Source organism: Kutzneria viridogrisea DSM 43870, from assembly GCF_000525635.1.
In the GTDB taxonomy this organism is placed as follows: Bacteria; Actinomycetota; Actinomycetes; order Mycobacteriales; family Pseudonocardiaceae; genus Kutzneria; species Kutzneria viridogrisea.
Window position 1 is genome coordinate 8194929 of sequence record NZ_CP007155.1, and the last position, 19314, is coordinate 8214242.

At 69.9% G+C, this 19314-nt stretch carries 19 protein-coding genes and 1 riboswitch; of the genes, 7 read left to right on the forward strand and 12 right to left on the reverse strand.

Features of this window, described 5'->3' with window-relative positions:
• The 7 genes from KALB_RS35520 to KALB_RS49635 all read right to left on the reverse strand — a co-directional run bounded on the left by KALB_RS35520 (nucleotide 1) and on the right by KALB_RS49635 (nucleotide 8575).
• Complete coding sequence (locus tag KALB_RS35520; protein WP_236650091.1) at nucleotides 1–1278, reverse strand: cobalt-precorrin-4/precorrin-4 C(11)-methyltransferase; 1278 nt, start codon at nucleotides 1276–1278, stop codon at nucleotides 1–3.
• Entirely contained in the window at nucleotides 1275–2015 is a 741-nt protein-coding gene (gene cobI, locus KALB_RS35525; RefSeq protein WP_025360436.1) for a precorrin-2 C(20)-methyltransferase, read from the reverse strand. Before cobI ends, KALB_RS35520 begins: the two co-directional genes overlap by 4 nt.
• Entirely contained in the window at nucleotides 2012–3355 is a 1344-nt protein-coding gene (locus tag KALB_RS35530; protein WP_420811813.1) for a cobyrinic acid a,c-diamide synthase CobB, read from the reverse strand. Before KALB_RS35530 ends, cobI begins: the two co-directional genes overlap by 4 nt.
• Nucleotides 3352–3966, reverse strand: coding sequence for a cob(I)yrinic acid a,c-diamide adenosyltransferase (gene cobO, locus KALB_RS35535; protein WP_025360438.1), 615 nt, complete (start codon nucleotides 3964–3966; stop codon nucleotides 3352–3354). Before cobO ends, KALB_RS35530 begins: the two co-directional genes overlap by 4 nt.
• 1 nt (nucleotide 3967) lies before the next feature.
• Nucleotides 3968–5935, reverse strand: coding sequence for a putative cobaltochelatase (locus tag KALB_RS35540; RefSeq protein WP_025360439.1), 1968 nt, complete (start codon nucleotides 5933–5935; stop codon nucleotides 3968–3970).
• Between the two features lie 92 nt (nucleotides 5936–6027).
• A riboswitch (cobalamin riboswitch) is annotated at nucleotides 6028–6098 on the reverse strand.
• Between the two features lie 124 nt (nucleotides 6099–6222).
• Complete coding sequence (locus tag KALB_RS35545; protein ID WP_081789687.1) at nucleotides 6223–7236, reverse strand: SGNH/GDSL hydrolase family protein; 1014 nt, start codon at nucleotides 7234–7236, stop codon at nucleotides 6223–6225.
• Between the two features lie 103 nt (nucleotides 7237–7339).
• On the reverse strand, nucleotides 7340–8575 hold the full coding sequence (locus KALB_RS49635) for a cytochrome P450 (RefSeq protein ID WP_025360441.1): 1236 nt from the start codon (nucleotides 8573–8575) through the stop codon (nucleotides 7340–7342).
• Between the two features lie 36 nt (nucleotides 8576–8611).
• Between KALB_RS49635 and KALB_RS35555 the strand changes: the two genes are divergently transcribed.
• Entirely contained in the window at nucleotides 8612–9799 is a 1188-nt protein-coding gene (locus KALB_RS35555) for an 8-amino-7-oxononanoate synthase (protein WP_042221143.1), read from the forward strand.
• On the opposite strand, the gene KALB_RS35560 is transcribed toward KALB_RS35555, so the two are convergent.
• Nucleotides 9796–10734: a threonine ammonia-lyase gene (locus KALB_RS35560; RefSeq protein WP_030107847.1), complete on the reverse strand. Its 939-nt coding sequence runs from the start codon at nucleotides 10732–10734 to the stop codon at nucleotides 9796–9798. The two genes, KALB_RS35555 and KALB_RS35560, sit on opposite strands and share 4 nt — an antisense overlap.
• Nucleotides 10735–10760: 26 nt before the next feature.
• On the opposite strand from KALB_RS35560, the gene KALB_RS35565 reads away from it, so the two are divergent.
• Complete coding sequence (locus KALB_RS35565) at nucleotides 10761–11402, forward strand: GntR family transcriptional regulator (RefSeq protein ID WP_201771860.1); 642 nt, start codon at nucleotides 10761–10763, stop codon at nucleotides 11400–11402.
• On the opposite strand, the gene KALB_RS35570 is transcribed toward KALB_RS35565, so the two are convergent.
• Nucleotides 11392–11847: a GNAT family N-acetyltransferase gene (locus tag KALB_RS35570; RefSeq protein WP_025360443.1), complete on the reverse strand. Its 456-nt coding sequence runs from the start codon at nucleotides 11845–11847 to the stop codon at nucleotides 11392–11394. The genes KALB_RS35565 and KALB_RS35570 overlap by 11 nt on opposite strands.
• A gap of 12 nt (nucleotides 11848–11859) precedes the next feature.
• Nucleotides 11860–12702: a S1 family peptidase gene (locus KALB_RS35575; RefSeq protein WP_236650092.1), complete on the reverse strand. Its 843-nt coding sequence runs from the start codon at nucleotides 12700–12702 to the stop codon at nucleotides 11860–11862.
• Nucleotides 12703–12908: 206 nt separating this feature from the next.
• Between KALB_RS35575 and KALB_RS35580 the strand changes: the two genes are divergently transcribed.
• Nucleotides 12909–13532 (forward strand): LysE family translocator, encoded by a 624-nt coding sequence (locus KALB_RS35580; protein WP_025360445.1) that lies wholly within the window; start codon nucleotides 12909–12911, stop codon nucleotides 13530–13532.
• Nucleotides 13533–13584: 52 nt separating this feature from the next.
• Here the strand turns inward: KALB_RS35580 and KALB_RS35585 are convergent, their stop codons facing one another.
• Both KALB_RS35585 and KALB_RS35590 read right to left on the reverse strand, forming a co-directional pair.
• The gene (locus KALB_RS35585; protein ID WP_025360446.1) at nucleotides 13585–14391 is read right to left on the reverse strand and encodes a S1 family peptidase; all 807 of its coding nucleotides are present in this window, start codon (nucleotides 14389–14391) and stop codon (nucleotides 13585–13587) included.
• A 109-nt stretch (nucleotides 14392–14500) separates the two neighbouring features.
• Complete coding sequence (locus KALB_RS35590; protein WP_236650093.1) at nucleotides 14501–15226, reverse strand: S1 family peptidase; 726 nt, start codon at nucleotides 15224–15226, stop codon at nucleotides 14501–14503.
• Between the two features lie 200 nt (nucleotides 15227–15426).
• Between KALB_RS35590 and KALB_RS35595 the strand changes: the two genes are divergently transcribed.
• The 4 genes from KALB_RS35595 to KALB_RS35610 all read left to right on the forward strand — a co-directional run bounded on the left by KALB_RS35595 (nucleotide 15427) and on the right by KALB_RS35610 (nucleotide 19298).
• Nucleotides 15427–16137, forward strand: a complete 711-nt coding sequence (locus tag KALB_RS35595; RefSeq protein ID WP_025360448.1) for a TetR/AcrR family transcriptional regulator — start codon at nucleotides 15427–15429, stop codon at nucleotides 16135–16137.
• Nucleotides 16138–16143: 6 nt separating this feature from the next.
• Entirely contained in the window at nucleotides 16144–17337 is a 1194-nt protein-coding gene (locus KALB_RS35600; RefSeq protein ID WP_025360449.1) for a cytochrome P450, read from the forward strand.
• Nucleotides 17338–17429: 92 nt separating this feature from the next.
• Nucleotides 17430–18392, forward strand: coding sequence for an alpha/beta hydrolase (locus KALB_RS35605; RefSeq protein WP_148309784.1), 963 nt, complete (start codon nucleotides 17430–17432; stop codon nucleotides 18390–18392).
• A gap of 72 nt (nucleotides 18393–18464) precedes the next feature.
• Complete coding sequence (locus KALB_RS35610; RefSeq protein ID WP_025360451.1) at nucleotides 18465–19298, forward strand: trypsin-like serine peptidase; 834 nt, start codon at nucleotides 18465–18467, stop codon at nucleotides 19296–19298.
• Nucleotides 19299–19314 lie beyond the last annotated feature (16 nt).

Genomic DNA, 19314 nt, shown 5'->3' on the forward strand with positions numbered 1-19314 from the left:
TCACCCGTTCTTGCGAGTGCCGCGCGCCTGGGTGGCACGCGGCTTGGCGGGTTGCTTCGCGCCGCTCTGCTTGGCCGCGGGCTTCTTCCTCGCCGCGGCGGCGCGCGGCGCGGGCTTGGTCTCGGTCGGCGCGGGCTTGGTCTCAGTCGGCTCGGTCTCGACCGGCTCGGGCACGGTCGCGGACGCGCGCACCGGGGTCGCGATGGCAGCGGCGGACACCACGGGCCGTGCGGGCTCGACGGCCTTCTCGACCGGTGCCGACTCGATGTCCAGCGGCTGCTGGTCGACGTCGAGCTTGCGGGTCCTCGTCGTGGTGCTGCTGGAACGGGGCGCCGAACGGGCCGAGGCCTGCCAGCCGTGCACGGCCCGCCATGCGGCTTGCGAGGCGGGCTGACCCTCGCCGTCCTGCTCGGCGCGGGCCGCCGCGATGCGGCTGGTCCGCCCGGCACGGGCCGACCAGGCCGAGCGCTTCGGGGTGCGGGCGGTGGGCACGTCCACCGACTCGGCCTCGGCGATCGGCTCGGCCGCCTCCAGCCTGCGGTAGCGGGGCTTGCCGTTCGAGCTCATCGCCCTGCCGACCAGGAACAGCGTGTGGCGCCACAACTTGCGCTGCTTGACCACCGACTCCAGCTCACCGAGGGTGGTGTTGATCAACAGCTCGTCCGGCCAGGTCGCCTTGTAGGACACCACAACCGGCGTGTCCTCGCCGTAACCGCCCTCGGCCAGCTCCTCGACGAGCTGGCCGGTGCGGGCGGCGGCCACGAACACGCCCAGCGTCGCGCCGTGCGCCGCGAACTGGCGGATCTGCGTGGCGTTGGGCAGGGCGGTGGCATCCACCCTGGTCAGGATCAGCGACTGGTCGGTGTCGGTCAGCTCGCGACCCACCGCGGACGCGGCGGCCGACACCGGGGACACGCCGGGCACGACCTCGGCGTCCACGCCGATCCGCCGACAGGACTCGACCTGCTCACGCACGGCGCCCCACAGCACCGGGTCGCCCGAGCACAGCCGTACCACGCGGAGCCGGTCACGGGCCGCCCGCCGGTAGAGCTCCACGATCTCCTCGCCGGAAACCCTTGAGCAGTCAACGAGTTCGGCATCGGCACGGGCGTGCTCGCGGACGCACTCGGCGTCGACCACGCTGGGCGCCCAGACGACGACGTCGGCCGCGGCGATGCGGCGGGCGCCGCGCAGCGTGATCAGGTCAGCAGCGCCGGGTCCCGCGCCGACGAAGGAGACCAGGCCGGTCTTCACTGGTGAGCTCGCAAGCTCGCTCACAACTGCTCCCCTCTCCCGCGTCGAGGCGGGAGTATCACCACGGTGGACAAGTACGGCGCACCGTCCGCCCCTGGCTCCACTTCGGACAGTGGGAGGACCCGTGCCCGAGGGGTGCCGAGGTGCTCGGTGTACACCGAGCGGTCCAGCGCTCCGGCGGCCTCGATCTCGGCACGCAGCTCGTCGAGCCGTCGACCGCCCTTGTAGGCGACGACCGTACCGCCACCCCGCAGTGCCGCCCGCAGCCCGGTCACCTCTCGGGTCACCGGGACCACGGTGAGTGACTCCGTGCCCTCCACCAGGTGCAGTCCGGCGGCGCTCGCGGCGGCCTGCATCGCGGTGATCCCGGGCACCGTGGCCACTTCCACCTCGGGCAGCAGCTCGCGCACCGTGGCCGCGAGGTAGGTGAAGGTGGAGTAGATCATCGGGTCGCCGATCGTGGCGAAGGCCGCGGTGCCACCGTGTTCGCGCAGGTGCGCGACGACCTCGGCGGCGGCCTCGTCCCAGCGCTGCCTGCGGTGCCGCTGCGGGCCGCGCACGTCGTGGTTGAGCGCGAACACCAGGCGTCGCACCGGGGCGTCCCCGGGCAGGTGATGCCGAATGATCACCTCGGCGTGCCCCTGCTCCTCCTCGGACATCACCGGCACGAAGATCCGGCTCGCCCCGGTCAGCTCGCGCAGGCCCGCCAGGGTCAGCAGTTCCGGGTCGCCCGGCCCGACACCGATCCCGACCAGTCTCATGTCCCGCACCTCTCCACGAATCGGCGCACGGCGGCCGGGCTGCCCGCCGGGTGTGTGTGCAGGTAGGAGGCGTGCACACCGCCGATGACAAATCCCTCGGCCACAGCACCGTCCGCGCCGCGCCAGCGCCACGCCGGATCGGCGCTGTGCGCGGGCGTGACCACCGTGCGGTGGAACTCGTGCCCCGTCACCCGATCCCCGATCAGGTACAAAGAAGACTCGACCGGGGCTAGCGCGTCCCGGTAGCCCAGGGTGAGCCGTCCGGTCATCGAACCGGTCGCGGGCAGCGCGCCGCACATGGGCAGTCCGTCCAACTCCTCGACCAGATAGAGCAATCCGCCGCACTCGGCGTGCACCGGTCGGCCCGCCCTGGCGAACTCGCCAACCGCCTTGCGCAGTCCAGCGTTGGCCGACAACTGTTCCGCGTGCTGTTCGGGAAAGCCACCTGGCAGCACGAGCCCGCGCGTCCCCGGCGGCAGTTCCTCATCCCGCAACGGATCCACGACGACAACACGCGCACCCGCCGCAGTGAGCAGCTCGGCGTGTTCGGCATAGCCGAAGGTGAACGCCGAACCGCCCGCCACCGCGACCACCGGCTCGCCCGCGACCGGCGCCACCTCCTCGGCCGGGTCCCAGGGCGGCACCGCGATCGGCGGCGCGCTCGCGGCCAGGCGCAGCACGGCGTCCAGGTCAACACCCCGTGCCACGGCCTCGGCCATCTGCTCGACCGCGGCCTCCGCCTCGGCCCCGTGCTCGGCGGCGGTCACCAGCCCGAGGTGCCGCGAGGGCACGGCCAAGCCGGTTTCTCGGTGCAGCACACCGAACACCTCCAGCCCGACCTCATCGCACGCCGCGCGCAGCACCTCCTCGTGCCGCGGCGAACCGACCTGGTTGAGCACCACTCCGGCAAGCCGGACCGCCGGGTCGTAGCTGCGGAACCCGTGCAGCAGCGCGGCGAGGCTGCGGCCCTGACCCCGAGCGTCGACTACGAGCAGCACCGGCGCACCGAGCTGGGCGGCGACCTGTGCGGTCGAGCCCTCGCCGTCAGTGCCGAGCCGTCCGTCGAACAGGCCCATCACGCCTTCGACCACGGCGAGGTCCGCGCCGAGCGCACCGTGCGCGAACAGCGGCACGATCCGCTCGGCGCCCACCAGCACCGGGTCGAGGTTGCGGCCGGGCTTGCCCGTCGCCAGGCAGTGGTAGCCCGGATCGATGTAGTCCGGGCCGACCTTGAACGGGGCGACCGCCGTTCCCCTGCGCCGCAACGCGCGCATGAGCCCGGTGGCGACCGTGGTCTTGCCGCTGCCCGAGGCGGGTGCGGCCACCACGAGCCGGTTCACCACTCGATCCCCCGCTGGCCCTTCTGCCCGGCGTCCATCGGGTGCTTGACCTTGGTCATCTGCACCACCAGGTCGGCGGCGTCGACCAGCGCCTGCGGGGCGTTGCGGCCGGTGATCACCACGTGCTGGAAGCCCTCGCGAGCCGCCAGCACCGACACCACCTCGTCCACGTCCACCCAGCCCCAGTGCATCGGGTAGGTGAACTCGTCGAGCACGTAGATGCCGTGCCGCTGGTCGGCGATGCGGCGGGCGATCTCCCGCCAGCCCTCCAGCGCGGCGGCGGCGTGGTCCTGCTCGCTGCCCTGCTTGCGAGCCCAGGACCAGCCCTCGCCCATCTTGTGCCACTCCACCGGGCCGCCCTCACCGGTCTGCTCGTGCACCCGGCCGAGCGCCCGGAACGCGGCCTCCTCGCCGACCTTCCACTTCGCCGACTTCACGAACTGGAATACGCCGACCGACCAGCCCTGGTTCCAGCCGCGCAGTGCCAGTCCGAACGCGGCGGTCGACTTGCCCTTCATCTCACCGGTGTGCACCACCAGCAGCGGCCGGTTGCGGCGCTGCCTGGTCGTCATGCCGTCCTCGGGCACGACGTTCGGTTGTCCCTGTGGCACCTCAGGCCGCCCTCGTCGCTCGAACCACACCCGCCACCTGGTCGGCGGACAACTCCTCCAGCCGCAGGCCGACCCCGCCCAGCGCGGTCGCCAACCGGTTGGCCAGCCCCAGCCGGACCGGGCCCTGCTCGCAGTCCACGACCACTGCCGCCACCCCGTCGGCGGCCAGCAGCGCCGCCGCACGCATCGCGTCGTGCACCGGGTCGTGCCCTGGGGCCGCGGCCGTCGCCCTGCCGTCGGTCACCACCACGAGCAGTGGACGGCGCCGCGGGTCACGCAGCCGTTCCACCTCGAGCACCTTGCGCGCTCGCAGCAAGCCGTCTGCCAGCGGGGTCCGCCCGCCCGTGCGGAGCCTGCGCAGACGGGCCACCGCCGCGTCCACCGAAGAGGTCGGCGGCAGCGCCACTTCCGCCGACGCGCCGCGGAAGGTCACGACACCGACCTTGTCGCGGCGCTGGTAGGCGTCACGCAGCAGGGAGAGCACCGCTCCGCTCACCGCCGACATGCGCTGCCTGGCCGCCATCGAGCCGGACGCGTCGACCGCGAACAGCACGAGGTTGCCCTCCTTGCCCTCGCGGACCGCCAGGCGCACGTCCTCACCGCGGATGGCCAAACCGGGGCCGGTCCGCCCGCGCGCGATCTGGTGCGGTGCTGCCGCCGCCACGGTGCCAACCAGGTGCAGACCCGAGCCGTCCACCGTCGAGGAGCGCACGACTCGCCCGCTGTTGGACCTCGACCGCGAGCGCCGACCCGGTGCGCCCTCACCGACTCCCGGTACCTGGAGCAGCCGCGCCTTGAAGCCCGGTGCCGGTGCGGCGGGCGGCTGCTCGCTCGGCGCCTTGCCCTGTTGCGGCTGCTGGGTGGGCTGCTCGCCCTCGCCCTGCTCCTCGCGCTCCGGCGGTGGGCTGCCGCCGCCGTCCCCGTCGTCGTCGGGTCCGTCCTCCGGGTCCGGCTCGAGCTGCTCCGCGGCCTGCTGCATCGCCTCCTGGAGCTGCTCCTCCTCGATCCCCGGCTCGTCGAACGGGTCACGTCGGCGCCGGTGCGGCAACGCGAGCCGGACCGCGACCTCCACGTCCTGCTCGGTCACCGTGTCCCCGCCGCGCCACGCCGCGTTGGCCACCGCTGTGCGCGCGACGACCAGGTCGGCGCGCATCCCGTCCACCTCGAAGGCGGCACAGATCGCGGCGATGCGGCGCAGTTCCGTGTCCGGCAGCGTGACCCCGGCCAGCGCGGCGCGCGCCTTCTCGATGCGTACGGCCAGCTCGGCGTCGGCGTCCGCCCAGTTCGCCGCGAACCCGTCCTGGTCGGCCTCGTAGGCCAGCCTGCGGCGGATCACCTCGGTTCTGGTCGACACGTCCCGGGCTGCCGCGACCTGCACGGTCAGCCCGAAGCGGTCGAGCAGCTGCGGCCGGAGCTCGCCCTCCTCGGGGTTCATCGTGCCGACGAGCAGGAAGGAGGCAGCGTGCGAAACGGAGACGCCTTCACGTTCCACGTGGGCGCGTCCCATGGCGGCGGCGTCGAGCAGGAGGTCCACCAGGTGGTCGTGCAGCAGGTTGACCTCGTCCACGTAGAGCACTCCACGGTGCGCCGCCGCGAGCAGGCCCGGCTGGTAGGCGCGCACGCCCTCGGTGAGCGCGCGCTCCAGGTCCAGCGAACCGACGAGCCGGTCCTCGGTCGCGCCGACCGGCAACTCCACCAGGCTCGCGGGCCTGCGCCGCGTCGCAACCCCGTGGGGTGCGTCCGGACAGGCCGGGTCCTGTGCGGCCGGGTCGCAGGCGAAGCGGCAGTCCGCGACGACCTCCAGCTCCGGCAGCAGCGCCGCGAGCGCGCGCACGATCGTCGACTTCGCGGTGCCCTTCTCACCTCGGACCAGCACACCGCCGATCGCGGGGTGCACGGCGTTGAGCAGCAGCGCGAGCCGCAGGTCCTCGTGCCCGACCACTGCGGAGAACGGGAAGCGGGCCGTCATGCCCCCACCTCCGCGGCGGTCGATTGGTCGCCGGTGATGCGCACTGGGTTCCTTCCTCGGGTGTCCACGCCCAGGTCGGGGGCCGAGGGGCCGAGTTCCTGACTCCCGGGTGGGTAACCCGGTCACAGTGGCGGGACCGTCCCGGACTCGCACCGGGTTCCTCGCACGCACCTCGCTGTCTGATCAGGCGGCATCGTCGCATCCGGCAGGCGCACCGACCAAGCGTGCGCAGGGGGCGTACCCGGCGCCGAACACCGGGTACGCCCCCTGCACGTGCGCTGGAGCGCTCAGCCCTGGCCGAGCGACCTGGCCAGCTGCGTGAGCGTGTTCACATCGTTGACCTGCGGCTGGCGCTGCCCCGCCGCCGCGCGCACCGCCTGCTCCGCGCGTGCCCTGCTCGGCTGCTGACCGGTGAGCAGGTCGGCGATGATCGCGGCCTCGGCCACCATGCCCGCCTTGAGCGGGTGGTACGGGAAGGCCGCGAACAGGTTGAACGACTTGCCCTGGACCCACGCGGCGCCGTCGCCCGCACAGGCGTCGTGCCCCAGCGAGGGCCCGTAGGTGTCGACGTACGTCCCGCCACCAGCCTTGGCCGCGTTGGCCACCGCCGTGTTCAGCGCGCGCTCGATCGAGTCGAGGTAGCGGTAGTCGCCGTCGGCCATGGGCAGGATGTCCGGGCAGTAGCCGGTCGGCGGCACGATGCGCGGGTAGCCGATGAGAAGAACCTTCGCCTTCGGCGCGAGCTTGCGGGTCTGCCTGACCACCTCGGTGATGTTCTGCTCGGTCTTGGCGATGCTGGCCAGCAGGGTGTCCACCCCGTTGACGGTGAAGTGGCGCTGGCAGGGTGCGCCCACCGGGTCGGAGTCACGCAGGGTGGGGCAGGTGTTCACCACGCTGCCGAACACGCCGTAGTCGTTGCCGCCGATGCCGATCGTCACCAGGTCGGTGTCCTTGTTCAACGCGGCGAACTGCGGCGAGTTGGTGCCGAACAGCGGCACGCTCTGCGACTTGGTCATGTTGGTGGTGTCCGCCCCACCACAGCTGACGTCGGTGAAGTCCCCGATGCCCAGGCGGGAGGCCACCCAGGACGGGTAGTTGTTGGTCGACCGCGCGCAGCCGATCGGGCTGAGCCGCATCCACGGGATGAACGGCCCCGAGGTGTACGAGTCACCCAGTGCCACGTAGTGGTCGTAGCGAGGTGGTGCTGCCGCCGAAGCGGTGCCAACACCCATCGAGAGCAGTGAGACGACGGCGAGGACTGCGGAGACCAGCGCGCGGCGCGCGCCCACCCCATGGGTCATCGGATTCCTCCACGCTGAGGCGATACCAGCGAGCCAGTGTGGTCAGCACCACCCCACGGAGGCAAGACAGTTGTGAATAACTTTCACCTAATTGGGGACGGCTTCAGGCCCTGACCCGCACCTCAAGCGGTGCGCGGAACGACAGCAGCCCCAACATGGGCGGCTCCTCGTCGAGTAGCTCCACCTCGGGCAGTCGAGCCGTCACGGCACGCAACACCTCGGCGGCCTCCATCCGCGCCAGGCCCGCCCCGAGGCAGAAGTGGCGGCCGTACCCGAACGCGAGGTGGCGCCGCGCCTGCGCCCTGCCCGGGCAGAAGCTCTCAGGCTCGTCTACGACCTCGGGATCGGACCCCGTACCGGCCAGCATCAGCAGCACGTGCGCACCCGCTGGCAGTTCGGTGGCACCGAGTGTCACGGGCTTGCTGGTGATCCGGCGCCAGGTCACCACGGGCGGCTCGCGCCTGAGCACCTCCTCGACGAAGTGCTCCACCAGTCCCGGCTCGCCCTCGTGCATCCGCCGCCACAACTGCGGCTCACCCGCCGCGCGGCGCAGCATCGTCGCCAGGAGCTGAGTCGTCGTCTCCTGGCCCGCGATCAGCAGGAAGTAGCAGACCGCCACCGCTTCCTTCCTGGTGAGCGGGCGGTCACCAGGCGCCCGGTGCCTGACCAGTGCCGAGAACAGGTCCTCACCCTCGCCCGCGACGGCCAACCGATCACCGAGCCACTGGTGGAAGGCGCCCGCGTCGGCCGCGATCCGCAGTTGGCGGTCATGGTCGGGATTGCCCCAGAACAGCTCCAGCGAGGAGTGGCACCACGCCTTGAACACGGGCATGTCCACCTGGCCGACGCCGAGCATGTGCAGCAGCACCAGAGCTGGCACATCGTATGCAATGTGCAATGCCAGGTCGCACCGTCCGCTCACCTGCCTGAGCCGGTCCGCCACCAGCTCGCGCACCAAGGGCACCGCGGCCTCGACCCGGGCCTGCGTGAAGTACTGCCCGACCAACCTGCGCAGACCGGCGTGCGAGTCCGTGCCGTTGTTGGCCAGCGTGGGGGGCAACCCGAACCTGGCCCTGGCCAGCACCCGCTTGGCCTCGCCGGAGAGCGGGGTGATCGCGGTGAGCGCGTTGTCGGGGTGGAACGACTCGGTGTCCAGCAGCGCGGCCCGGACGTCCGCGTACCGGCTCACCAACCAGAGCCCGGTCCGCGCGTCGTGGTGAACCGGACTGTCCTCGCGCAACGCACGCAGCACCGGGTGCGGATCGGCGACGAACTCGGGCGCGAACAGGTCGAGCCCCGCGACCGTTGTCGCAGCTCTCAGTCCTTCGGTGACCGGCACCAGGGTGACGTTAGTAGCGATGCGAGACTGGGCGGCGTGACCTCCAGCACGCTACCGAGTGGAACAGCTGTCCAGGCGGAATCCCCCGAGCAGGTCTTCGACTGGATCGACGTACGGGCACAAGCCCGGGGCCGCGCCGGACTCACCCGCCAGGTGCGCCCGCGACCGGCCGGCTCCGACGCGCTCGACCTGGCCAGCAACGACTACCTCGGCCTGACCCGGGACAAGCGCGTGGCCGGGGCTGCCGCGGCTGCGTCGTTGAGGTGGGGAGCGGGTTCCACCGGCTCGCGCCTGGTCACCGGCTCCACCGAACTGCACACCGAACTCGAGCTGGAGCTCGCCTCGTTCTGCGGTGCGCAGGCCGCGCTGGTGTTCTCCTCCGGGTACATGGCCAACCTCGCCGCCGTGGCCGCACTCACCGGACCCGGCACCGCGATCGTGGCCGACCAACTGATCCACGCCTCGCTCATCGACGGCACCCGGTTGTCCAAGGCCGACGTCGCCGTCGTGGCGCACTGCGATCCCGAGGCGGTGCGGCACGCGCTCGCGACTCGCAAGAAGCAGCGCGCGCTGGTCGTCACCGACTCGGTGTTCTCCGTCGACGGCGATCTCGCCCCGCTCGCCGCCTACGCCGAAGCCTGCGGCAAACACGGCGCCGCCTTGGTCGTCGACGACGCCCACGGACTCGGCGTCGTGGGCGAGGGCGGCCGCGGTGCGGTGCACGAGGCCGGGCTGGCCGGGGCGCCCAACGTCGTCACCACCATCACGCTGTCGAAGTCGCTCGGCGCCCAGGGCGGCGCGATCCTCGGACCTCGACGGGTCATCAAGCACCTGGTGGACACCGCGCGGAGCTTCATCTTCGACACGGGTCTGGCGCCCGGCAGTGCCGCCGCGGCCTTGACAGCACTGCGTGTCATCAAGGAGGAACCGAGCCTCCCGGAACGTGCCAGGAACAACGCCCTCGAACTGGCCAACCGACTGCGTGCCGCCGGGCTCACCGCCAGCGAGCCGACCGCCGCCGTCGTGTCCGTCCGCGCACCCTCGCCGGACGCGGCCGTCGCGTGGTCGAGCGACTGCCGCAAGGAAGGGGTCCTGGTGGGCTGCTTCCGCCCGCCGTCGACCCCGGACCAGATCTCCCGGCTCCGGTTGACCGCACGCGCAGACCTCACCGAGTCCGACCTGGACCGTGCCGTCGAGGTCATCACGCGCACCGCACCGCGTTAGGCCGCCAAGCGCACCAGACCTGGACTCACGTTGCTGCCGGTGAGGACGGTCGCGATCCGTCCCGCCGGCAAGTCGTGCTCGGCGATCGCGGCCAGCCCGGCCGCCCCCGAAGGTTCGAGCACCAACCCGAGCGTGTCGGCTGCCAACCGCATCGCGTCGACCAGAGCTGAATCGGGTACGGCGACCACCTCGTCGACGACCTCGCGCATCCACCGCACCGCGTTGGGCACAGGTACCCGGACCGCGATGCCGTCCGCGATCGTGTCGACACTCGTTGTGGGCTCGACGCGGCCGGTGCGCCACGCCTCCAGCATCGCCACGGCACCCCTGGCACACACCCCCACGACCTTGGTCGACGGGGAGCGCTCCTTGAGCAACCGGCCGACGCCCGTGATCAGCGCCCCGTTGCCCACCGGCAGGACAACAGCGTCCAGGTCCGTGGCCGCCAGCAGTTCGAGCCCGATCGTGCCCGCCCCCTCCGCGACGGCCGGTTCGTGGCCGTCCTCGACGAAGACCCAGCTCGGATCCTGCCGGGACAGCTCGCGCGCGGCATCCTTGGCCACGTCGAAGTCCGCGCCGACCTGCACGATCTCAGCGCCCAAGGTCTGCATCCTGGCGACCTTCGCCGGGTTGGCACTCAGTGCCGTGTACACCCGTACCTGCACACTGCGGCGCCGACCGGCGTAAGCCATCGCCTGACCGAAGTTGCCCGCGGAGGCGCACACCACGCGCTGCCCGGCCGCCAACCCGCTGACGAAGTAGTCGGCGCCGCGTCCCTTGAACGAGCGGATCGGGTTCACCGTCTCGACCTTGACCAGCACCTCGCGCCCCAGCGCGGCGGAGAGCTGGTCGTCACTGACCAGCGGGCTGCGCAGGAACACCGGGTCGATCACGTCAACAGCTCGTTCGATACGGGACACCGCGATCTCCGCCATAATGTCTATCGTATACGATGAACACCATGACGGGTCCCATCACTCGGCCAGAGCCCCTGCGTGAGGCGGTCTACAGCCGGATCGTCGCGTTGATCGCCGGCGGCGAGCTCGCCCCTGGCAAGGCCGTGACCGAGGCGTCCCTGGCCAAGGAACTCGCCGTGTCGCGCACGCCGGTCCGCGAAGCGCTGTTGCGCCTGGAGGCGGACGGTGTGCTCAGGTCGGCGCTGGCCAAGGGATTCGTCGTCAAGCCGTTGCTGCACCGGGAGGCCGCCGAGCTCTACCCGATCCTCGCGACTCTCGAGGGGCTCGCGCTGACCACCTCCTCACCGGGCCAGTTCGACCTCGTCCAGCTGCGCGAACTGGCAGACCAGATCACCGAGGAACAGGAACCGGTACACCGCTGGCAGGCCGATACCCGGTTCCATGAGCAGCTCGTCGCCAGCTCGGGCAACACCAGCCTGATCGAGCTTGTCGCCAAGCTGCGCACGAACCTGTCGCGCTACGAGCTGGAGTACATGCGCCGCGTCGGCAGTCGCGAGGACGCCGACCAGCAGCACCGCGAGGTCCTGGACGCGATCGAGGACGGAGACATGGCCAGGGCGGCTCACTCGCTCGTGCGGCACTGGCAGGTCGGCATGGGGACCGTCCTCGCCTGGCTCAAGGACTGAGCACAGCAGCGCGGCGCATGGTGATGTGCGGGATGCCGTCCTCCAGGAACTCGTCGCCTTCGGGCACGAACCCGTGCGAGGCGTAGAAGCCCGCCACCTGGGTCTGCGCATCCAGCACGCACTGGGCCGAGCCGACCTCGGCCAGGGCCGCTTCCAGCAGGCGCCCTGACAATCCGTTGCCGCGCGCATCCGCAGCTGTGCAGACCCTGCCGATCCGGAACGAGTTCTCGGCGTCCTCGAGCAGTCGCAGGGTGGCCAGGACCCGACCCTCGACCTCCAGCCAGAAGTGCCTGGTGGCCGGTTCAAGATCGTGCCCGTCGAGCTCCGGGTAGGGGCACGTCTGCTCGACGACGAACACATCGACCCGGAGTCGCAACAGGTCGTAGAGCTGGCTGGCGGTCAGGTCAGCAGCCCACTCACGGCGCAAGGTGGCGTGGAAGGTCACCACGCCTGAATATCACGACCGCAACTGGGCGACGACTTCGGCGCTGTACTGGCTCAACCGCGTGTAGAACCCGGGCTTGCCCGCGCGGGCGCACCCATCACCCCAAGACACGATGCCGACCAGCCGCCCGTCGACCACCATCGGTCCACCGGAGTCACCGGCGCACGCATCGCGACCGCCCTCAGGATACCCGGCGCACACCATCGACCCGGCTGCGAACTCGGCCGCGTCGCGCGAGCACTCGGCGTCGGCCATCACCGGCACGACCACGGACTGCAGCGTGGGCGAGGCTGGCTCGTTCTCACCGGTGCGGCCCCACCCCAGCACGGTCGCCTTGGTGCCCGCGGCGTAGGGCCGCTGGTCACCGGCCGCGACGAGGGGCAGCGTGCGGTACAGCAGCGGACGGGTCAGCGTGAGCACGGCGACGTCGGCGCCGCTGCTCACATCGCGGAACGCCGGGTCGTACCAGACCGAACTGACACGCGCGTCGACACCGTCCGCCCCGCGGAGGTCGGTGCGACCGGCAACCACGCGCAGCGAGCCAGGGCGCTTCTTCATGAGGCCCCCGGTCGCGCTCTGCTGCGTGACGCAGTGCGCCGCCGTGACCACCTTGTTCGACTGCACCAGGGTGCCGCCGCAGAAAAACTCGCCTGAGTCGGTGGTGAGCGCGACGACCCACGGGCTCGTGGTCGTACTGGCCTCGTTGCCGCCGACGATCCGCGGCTGCGCGTCAGCGGACTGCGACACACCCGCGACCACGCCGCCCGCGCAGAGCAGCAGTGCCCCCAGCGCCAGCACGGAGCGTCGGACAACGACCGAGGACCTGCGCGCGGCAGAAGAAGTCGAGGAAGGCACAGCCAGCTCTCCTGAGGGACAACGGTGGAGACCACGAACCGTAACCGATCGACAGCACCGTGTCCGCTGGCGCACAGATCACACACCCGATCGTGTCAAAACCGAAGATCTTCCCGTTAGGATCGCATCAAAGCGAAAGAAAGCTCGCCTGACCGGCGAGAAGCGGGCGTTTATTCGGCGACGCCCCGGTTGGATCGGAGCACCTCATGATCTTCGACTTCTCGATCCTCCCTGCCTTCCTGCTCGCAAGCGCCGTGGTCATCCTGACCCCGGGCATGGACGTGTTCCTGCTGCTACGCACCTCGGTGCGGGCCGGGACCAAGGCCGGAGTGCTCGCGCTAGCGGGAGTCCAGACGGCGAGCGCGGTCCAACTCGGAGCAGTGGTGCTCGGGCTGGGCGTCACCCTGGCGAGCTTCCCACCTGCACTGACCGTGCTGCGCTGGCTCGGTGCCGCCTACCTGGCGTTCCTCGCTCTGACGATCGTCCGCGACCTGGTGCGGCAACCGGCCCGCCAGCAGGGTGAGCCCACCGACCGGCCCGTGGTGAAGCACCCGTTCCGACAGGGCTTCCTGTCCAGCATCGCCAACCCGAAGATGCTTCTGTTCTCGCTGGCGTTCCTGCCGCAGTTCATCGGATCGGGTGACAAGGTCGCGCAGCTCGGTCTGCTCGCCGCCTGCTTCATGGTGATGGCGCTGTGCTGGGAGGGCATGATCGTGCTCGCCGCCGCACGCGTGTCCGGCAAGCTCAAGCGCCCCGCCGTGAGCAACACCCTGGACGCCGTCTCGGCAGCGGCCTTCCTGTCGATCTCGATCGGCCTGGTGCTGAGCTGAACAGGTGCTCGTCCGCCGGGAACCAGGAGCGGCGGACGAGCACTGGACATGACTAGCCGAGCTGCTGGGTGATCAGCGAACTGTAGGTGGCGACCCGGGTGTAGACGCCTGGATAACCGGCCTCGGCGCAGCCCTGGCCCCACGAGGTGATGCCGATCAGCTTGTTGCCGGCGACGAGCGGACCGCCGGAGTCGCCCTGGCAGGTGTCCGTGCCACCCTGCGGGTATCCGGCACAGACCATCGCGGTGGAACTGTACTCGCCGTACGCCTTCTTGCAGGTGGCGTCGCTGGTCAGCGGCACTGTCGCCTTGAGCAGGTACCGAGAGGCCGACCCGCCCTCGGTGGTGTCACCCCAGCCGAGGATGGTCGCGGCGGTGCCCTCCTTGTACAGCGCGGTGTCAGTGGTGGCAGCCAGCGGCAACGGCGTGAACTGGGTCAGGCTGGTCGACAGGGTCAGCACCGACACGTCGCTGCCCTTGGTGGCGTCCTGGTAACTCGGGTGGATCCAGATCTTGCTGACCTTCGAGACAGTGCCGGCGGTGCTCTGCTTGTCGTCGCGACCGGCGACAACGCGGATGTTGGCCGCGGACTCACCGACGGTGCAGTGCGCCGCCGTGACCACCTTGTTCGGCTTGACCAGCGTGCCACCGCAGAACTGGAAACCGGTGCTGTCAGTCAGGAAGACCACGAACGGGTAGGTCGAGGTACTGGCCTTCGTACCGCCGACGATGTTCGGGTGCAGGACGCCGGAGGGGCTGGGCTGGTCGGCTGCCGCGACGCTGACGCCAGCCATCGGGACCAGCGCGGCGACCGCGAGCGCTCCGATGAGCGAACGCAGGCGGGGCAGGGATACCGCCATGGCGATCTCCTCTCATAAACCCCAAACGGGGTATACCCAACTAGGGCAAACACAGAGCAACAGAATGGTCACTCAGCGCACAAGGGTCGATCGGTGTAGACCGTTCCGGTCATGGCCCCAACTGAGCCTGGATCAGCGGCGCATAGCTCGCCACCCGGGTGTAAACGCCGTACTTGCCCGCACGAGCGCAGCCCTCGCCGAACGAGGTGATGCCGACGAGTTCGCCGTCGACCACCAACGGGCCACCCGAGTCGCCTTGGCACGTGTCCACCCCGCCCGCCTTGTAGCCGGCGCACAGCATCACCCTCGAGTCGTACTCGGCATAAGCACGCCGGCACTGGTCGTCCGAGGCGATCGGCACCTGAGCGCCCATCAGGAACTCGGACACCGGCCCGGTCTCACTGGTCCGGCCCCATCCGAGCACGGTGGCAACCCTGCCCGGCGCACCCCTGTCCCTGTCGGCGCTGATCGGAACCGGCCTGGCGCGAACCGGGCGCGTGAGCGTGAGCACCGCGACATCGGCACCGGCAGCGGGATCACGCCGGTAGCCCGGGTGCAACCAGATCTGGTCGACCGGCACGCTCTGCCCTGAGGCGCTGAGTTTGTCCTCCCTGCCCACGACCACCCGGACGTCCTCCGGCAGGCGGTCGACCGCGCAGTGCCCAGCCGTGACGACCTTGTCCGACGCAACGAGCGCGCCACCGCAGTACTGGAAACCGGACGAGTCGGTCAGGTAGACGACCCAGGGCCGTTCAGCGAGGCTCACGCGCTCACCGCCCACGACGCTCGGCTGAGCGGCGGCGATCCCCGCAGTGGCCACGACCAACGCCGTCACGAACAGTCCAAGCCGAACTGCGGCTCCCATCACCATGGCGTCAACGCAACTGAACCTGGCTCGCACGCACAAGCAGAGCCACACACGCGTGTGACACCCGAAAGTCCGTTGACGCACCCGCACCCCAGGTCTACCTTGACTCATGACCGATGACCAATTATCAAATATGGTCACGAGTCGAAGTTGGGAGAGCGTCGGGCATGAGCGAGTCGAGGTACCTGGAACGCGGTGAGCGGATCCTGGACGCGGCAGCGGAACTGGTGCTGCGCTGGGGCTACCGCCGGGTCACCATCGACGAGGTGGCCAAACTCGCCGGAATCGGCAAGGGCACGGTCTACCTGCACTTCAAGACTCGCGAGGCGTTGTTCCTCGCAGTCCTGATCCGCGACTCACTCGGCCTGTTCGACCAGATGATCGCCGCGATACAGGCGGATCCCGCCGAGTTGCTGCCACACCGCCAGGCCCGCCGGGTCTATCTCGGTGTGATGGGACGACCGCTGCTGCGCGCGATGTTCAGCCGGGACTCCGATGTGCTGGGCGCACTTGCCCACGAGACCTCGATCGCCCGGCTGACGGAGATGAAGCTGGACCTGACCGGTGAGCTCTATGGGCTGCTGCGCGAGCACGGACTCGTGCGCACCGATCTGGACATCCCCGCGCAGCAGTACGCCCTCGGTGCCATCCAGACCGGGTTCTACCTGGTCGATCCCATGATGGCGGGCAAGCACGAACTGGACCTGGAGAGCAGGGCCGACGCCCTCGCGACAGTGATCCGCAACTGCGTCGAGGTTGCGGGCACACCCGATCCTGACCTGCTGCGCGCACTGGCATCCAAGATCATCGCGCTGTTCGAACAACTGCGCCTGGTCATGGTCGCCGGTATGCACGGCACACCACCCAAGGGGGACTGATCTGACATGGCCATGGCGCACGACAACCTCAACGACCTACTCACCTGGTTGGAAGCGGAGCGCGCGCGGGGGCAGGTCACCTACAACGAGAAACAGGAGTGCTGGCAGGTGCTCGGGCACCCCGAGGTCAGCAGGGTGCTTTCGGACCCCGCGACGTTCTCCTCGGACCTGTCCGCACTGCAACCGCAGCAGGAGGACTTCAAGCTGTTCCAGCGTGGCAACTTCGTGGGCATGGATGCCCCGCAGCACCGGAAGCTGCGCACGCTGGTGAGCCAGGCGTTCACGCCGAAGGTCGTCGCCGGACTGGCGCCGAGGATCACCGAGCTGACTGAGCAACTGCTGGACGGCGTGCGGGACGGCGGCCGGTTCGACCTGATCGACGAACTCGCCTACCCGCTGCCGGTGATCGTGATCGCGGATCTGCTCGGTGTGCCCACCTCCGATCAGGCGATGTTCCGCACCTGGGCGGACACCCTGTTGAGCAGGCAGGTCGATCCGGAGCAGTCGGTGATCCGGGTCAACGAGGAAGCACTCGACACGATCGCGCCGACGATGCGCGAGATGAACAGCTACTTCCTCGACTACATCCGGTCTCGCCGAGCCAGGCCCGGCGAGGACCTCACCAGCAAGCTGGTCCAGGCGGAGGTGGACGGCGAGCGACTGGAGGACGAGGAGATCGTCGGCTTCGTCGGGCTGCTCCTGCTGGCCGGGCACATCACCACGACCGCGACGCTCGGCAACAGCGTGGTCTGCTTCGACGAGCAGCCCGAAGTCGTGGCGGAGCTACGTACGGACGGGGCTGCGCTACCCGCGGCGATCGAGGAAGTGCTGCGGCTGCGCACCCCGTTCCCCCGCCTGGCCCGCATCACCAAGTCCGAGGTCGAGATCGGCGGCGCGGTGATCCCAGCTGGCCAGGTGGTCATCCCGTGGCTGACGGCCGCCAACCGGGATGAGCGTGTCTTCGCCGAACCGAACCGGTTCGACATGCACCGCAAGCCGAACCCCCATCTGACCTTCGGGCACGGCGTGCACTTCTGTCTGGGTGCGCCGCTAGCCAGGCTGGAGGCGAAGATCGCGCTGCAGATCCTGCTGGACCGGTACAAGGACATCTCGATCGCTGACGACGTCCCGGTCGAGTACCGCAGTCCTTGGACGATGGTCGGCGTGAACAAGCTGCCGCTTGAGGTGCGGGCAGCCTGACCGGCTGCGGGCGACGCGCGCACCACGCGTGCGTCGCCCCGTCCGGCACGTCACACACGCTTCCCACCTGGTCGGCGTTGATACTGTGCGGCGTGGAACGTGACGTGCTCGGTGATGGTTTCGACTCGCTGCCCCTGCCACTCGGCGCCCTTCCCGTTGGCGCGGGCCCTGGCGGTGAGAACGTCGCGACCCTCGTGGTGCACCGCTGCGCGCAAGCCGCCCGGGGCGCAGTGCTCTACGTGCACGGATTCACCGACTACTTCTTCCAGCGCCACGTCGCGGAACACTTTGCCGCCCTTGGCTACGACTTCTACGCCGTCGACCTGCGCGGCTACGGCCGTTCGCTGCGTGATGGCCAGGTGCCGAACTTCGTCACCGACCTGAGCTACCACTTCGAGGAGATCGACGCCGCGGTCCGGATCATCCGCGAGGAGCACGGGCATGACCGGCTCACCCTGCTGGGGCATTCCACGGGCGGTCTGATCGGCGTCATGTGGGCGCATGAGCGTCGCGCCGATGGTGTGCTGGACGCCCTCGTGCTCAACAGCCCGTGGCTGGACCTCGCCGAGAACTGGTTCCTCCGCACGGTCGGCACGAAGGCGGTCGACCTGCTCGGTGGCCTTCGGCCGTCAGCGGTGGTCCAGCACGAGATGGACCACGTCTACGGCGTGAGCCTGCACCACGAGCACCACGGGGAGTGGGACTTCAACACGAACTGGAAGCCGGTGGAAGGCTTTCCCGTGCGTGCTGGGTGGCTGCGCACAGTTCGACGCCAGCACGCCAAACTGCACCGTGGTCTCGACGTGCGCGTGCCGGTGCTTGTGCTGCACGCTGCCAAGAGCCTACTCAAGTCGAAGCAGTGGTCGCCCGGCGCGATGCTGGCCGACACCGTGCTGGACGTCGAGCACATGGTTCGGTGGGCGCCCAGCATCGGCAGCCAGGTCACCGTGGTGGGCGTCGAGGACGGCATGCACGACCTGTTCCTGTCCTCGGAACCGGTTCGCAGCCGGGCCCTCACCGAGATCGACAACTGGCTGGACACTGTCGAGAGGTGATGGCCCGCTGATGCGCGGCCAGGTCCGATGTGGTGGTGTGGGGTCGTGGTGAGCACGAGTCGACGGACTGCCATGTCCGCTGTGACCGCTGTGACTGTGCTTGCTGGCAGCTTCTTCCTGGTCTCCGACGCCGCTGGCGGTACCGATCCGAGTCAGGGCGTGCACCAGGTGTCCGAGGCTGAGGCGAACGAGTCCGCCGACCAGTGGGACGCCTCCCGCACTGTGTCCCCCACCTCCGTGCCGGCTGCTGTTCCGAACGGCCTGAACCCCGTGGTCGGCGCGTTGTTCTCCGTGGACGCCAACGGGGACAACAGCCACTTCTGTAGCGGCAGCGTGGTGCACAGCCCGGCGGGCAACCTCGTTGTGACGGCCGCGCACTGCCTGCACGACGGGGCTGGCGGCCGCTACAACACGAAGATCACGTTCGTGCCCGGTTACCACGACGGGCAGGCGCCATTCGGAGTGTGGGAGCCCGTGCGGATGGTCGTCGCGCAGGGCTGGCTCAACTCCTCGGATCCAGACCTCGATGTCGGCTTCATGACCGTCCGGGAGGTGGGTGGCAGTCGCCAGGTGGAAGACGTCACCGGGGCCAACCTGTTCGGCGCCAACCACCAACTGCCCACAGACGTGCAGGTCAGCGGCTATCCGGACGAGTCGGACAGGCAGCTCAGCTGTCGTGAGAGTGCCGTGAGGTTCAGCAGCTACCAGATGCGGTTCAGTTGCCCCGGCTACACAGACGGCACCAGCGGCAGCCCTTGGGTCACCAACCGTGATGCCACAAGCGGGCTGGGCACTGTCATCGGGGTGATCGGCGGTCACGACGGCGGCGGCGACACCGCTGATGTGTCCTACAGCACGTACTTCGACGAGGACATCGCGAGGCTGTACGAGCTGGCCACCGCATGACCACGGGACGTTGTTC

What these genes read in the sequence shown, in the direction of transcription:
- cobI (WP_025360436.1), bottom strand. Translation starts at nt 2,015, where the DNA reads ATGAGACTGGTCGGGATCGGTGTCGGGCCGGGCGACCCGGAACTGCTG.
- KALB_RS35540 (WP_025360439.1), bottom strand. Translation starts at nt 5,935, where the DNA reads ATGACGGCCCGCTTCCCGTTCTCCGCAGTGGTCGGGCACGAGGACCTG.
- KALB_RS35545 (WP_081789687.1), bottom strand. Translation starts at nt 7,236, where the DNA reads ATGACCCATGGGGTGGGCGCGCGCCGCGCGCTGGTCTCCGCAGTCCTC.
- KALB_RS35560 (WP_030107847.1), bottom strand. Translation starts at nt 10,734, where the DNA reads ATGGCGGAGATCGCGGTGTCCCGTATCGAACGAGCTGTTGACGTGATC.
- KALB_RS35565 (WP_201771860.1), top strand. Translation starts at nt 10,761, where the DNA reads ATGACGGGTCCCATCACTCGGCCAGAGCCCCTGCGTGAGGCGGTCTAC.
- KALB_RS35580 (WP_025360445.1), top strand. Translation starts at nt 12,909, where the DNA reads ATGATCTTCGACTTCTCGATCCTCCCTGCCTTCCTGCTCGCAAGCGCC.
- KALB_RS35585 (WP_025360446.1), bottom strand. Translation starts at nt 14,391, where the DNA reads ATGGCGGTATCCCTGCCCCGCCTGCGTTCGCTCATCGGAGCGCTCGCG.
- KALB_RS35595 (WP_025360448.1), top strand. Translation starts at nt 15,427, where the DNA reads ATGAGCGAGTCGAGGTACCTGGAACGCGGTGAGCGGATCCTGGACGCG.
- KALB_RS35600 (WP_025360449.1), top strand. Translation starts at nt 16,144, where the DNA reads ATGGCCATGGCGCACGACAACCTCAACGACCTACTCACCTGGTTGGAA.
- KALB_RS35610 (WP_025360451.1), top strand. Translation starts at nt 18,465, where the DNA reads ATGTCCGCTGTGACCGCTGTGACTGTGCTTGCTGGCAGCTTCTTCCTG.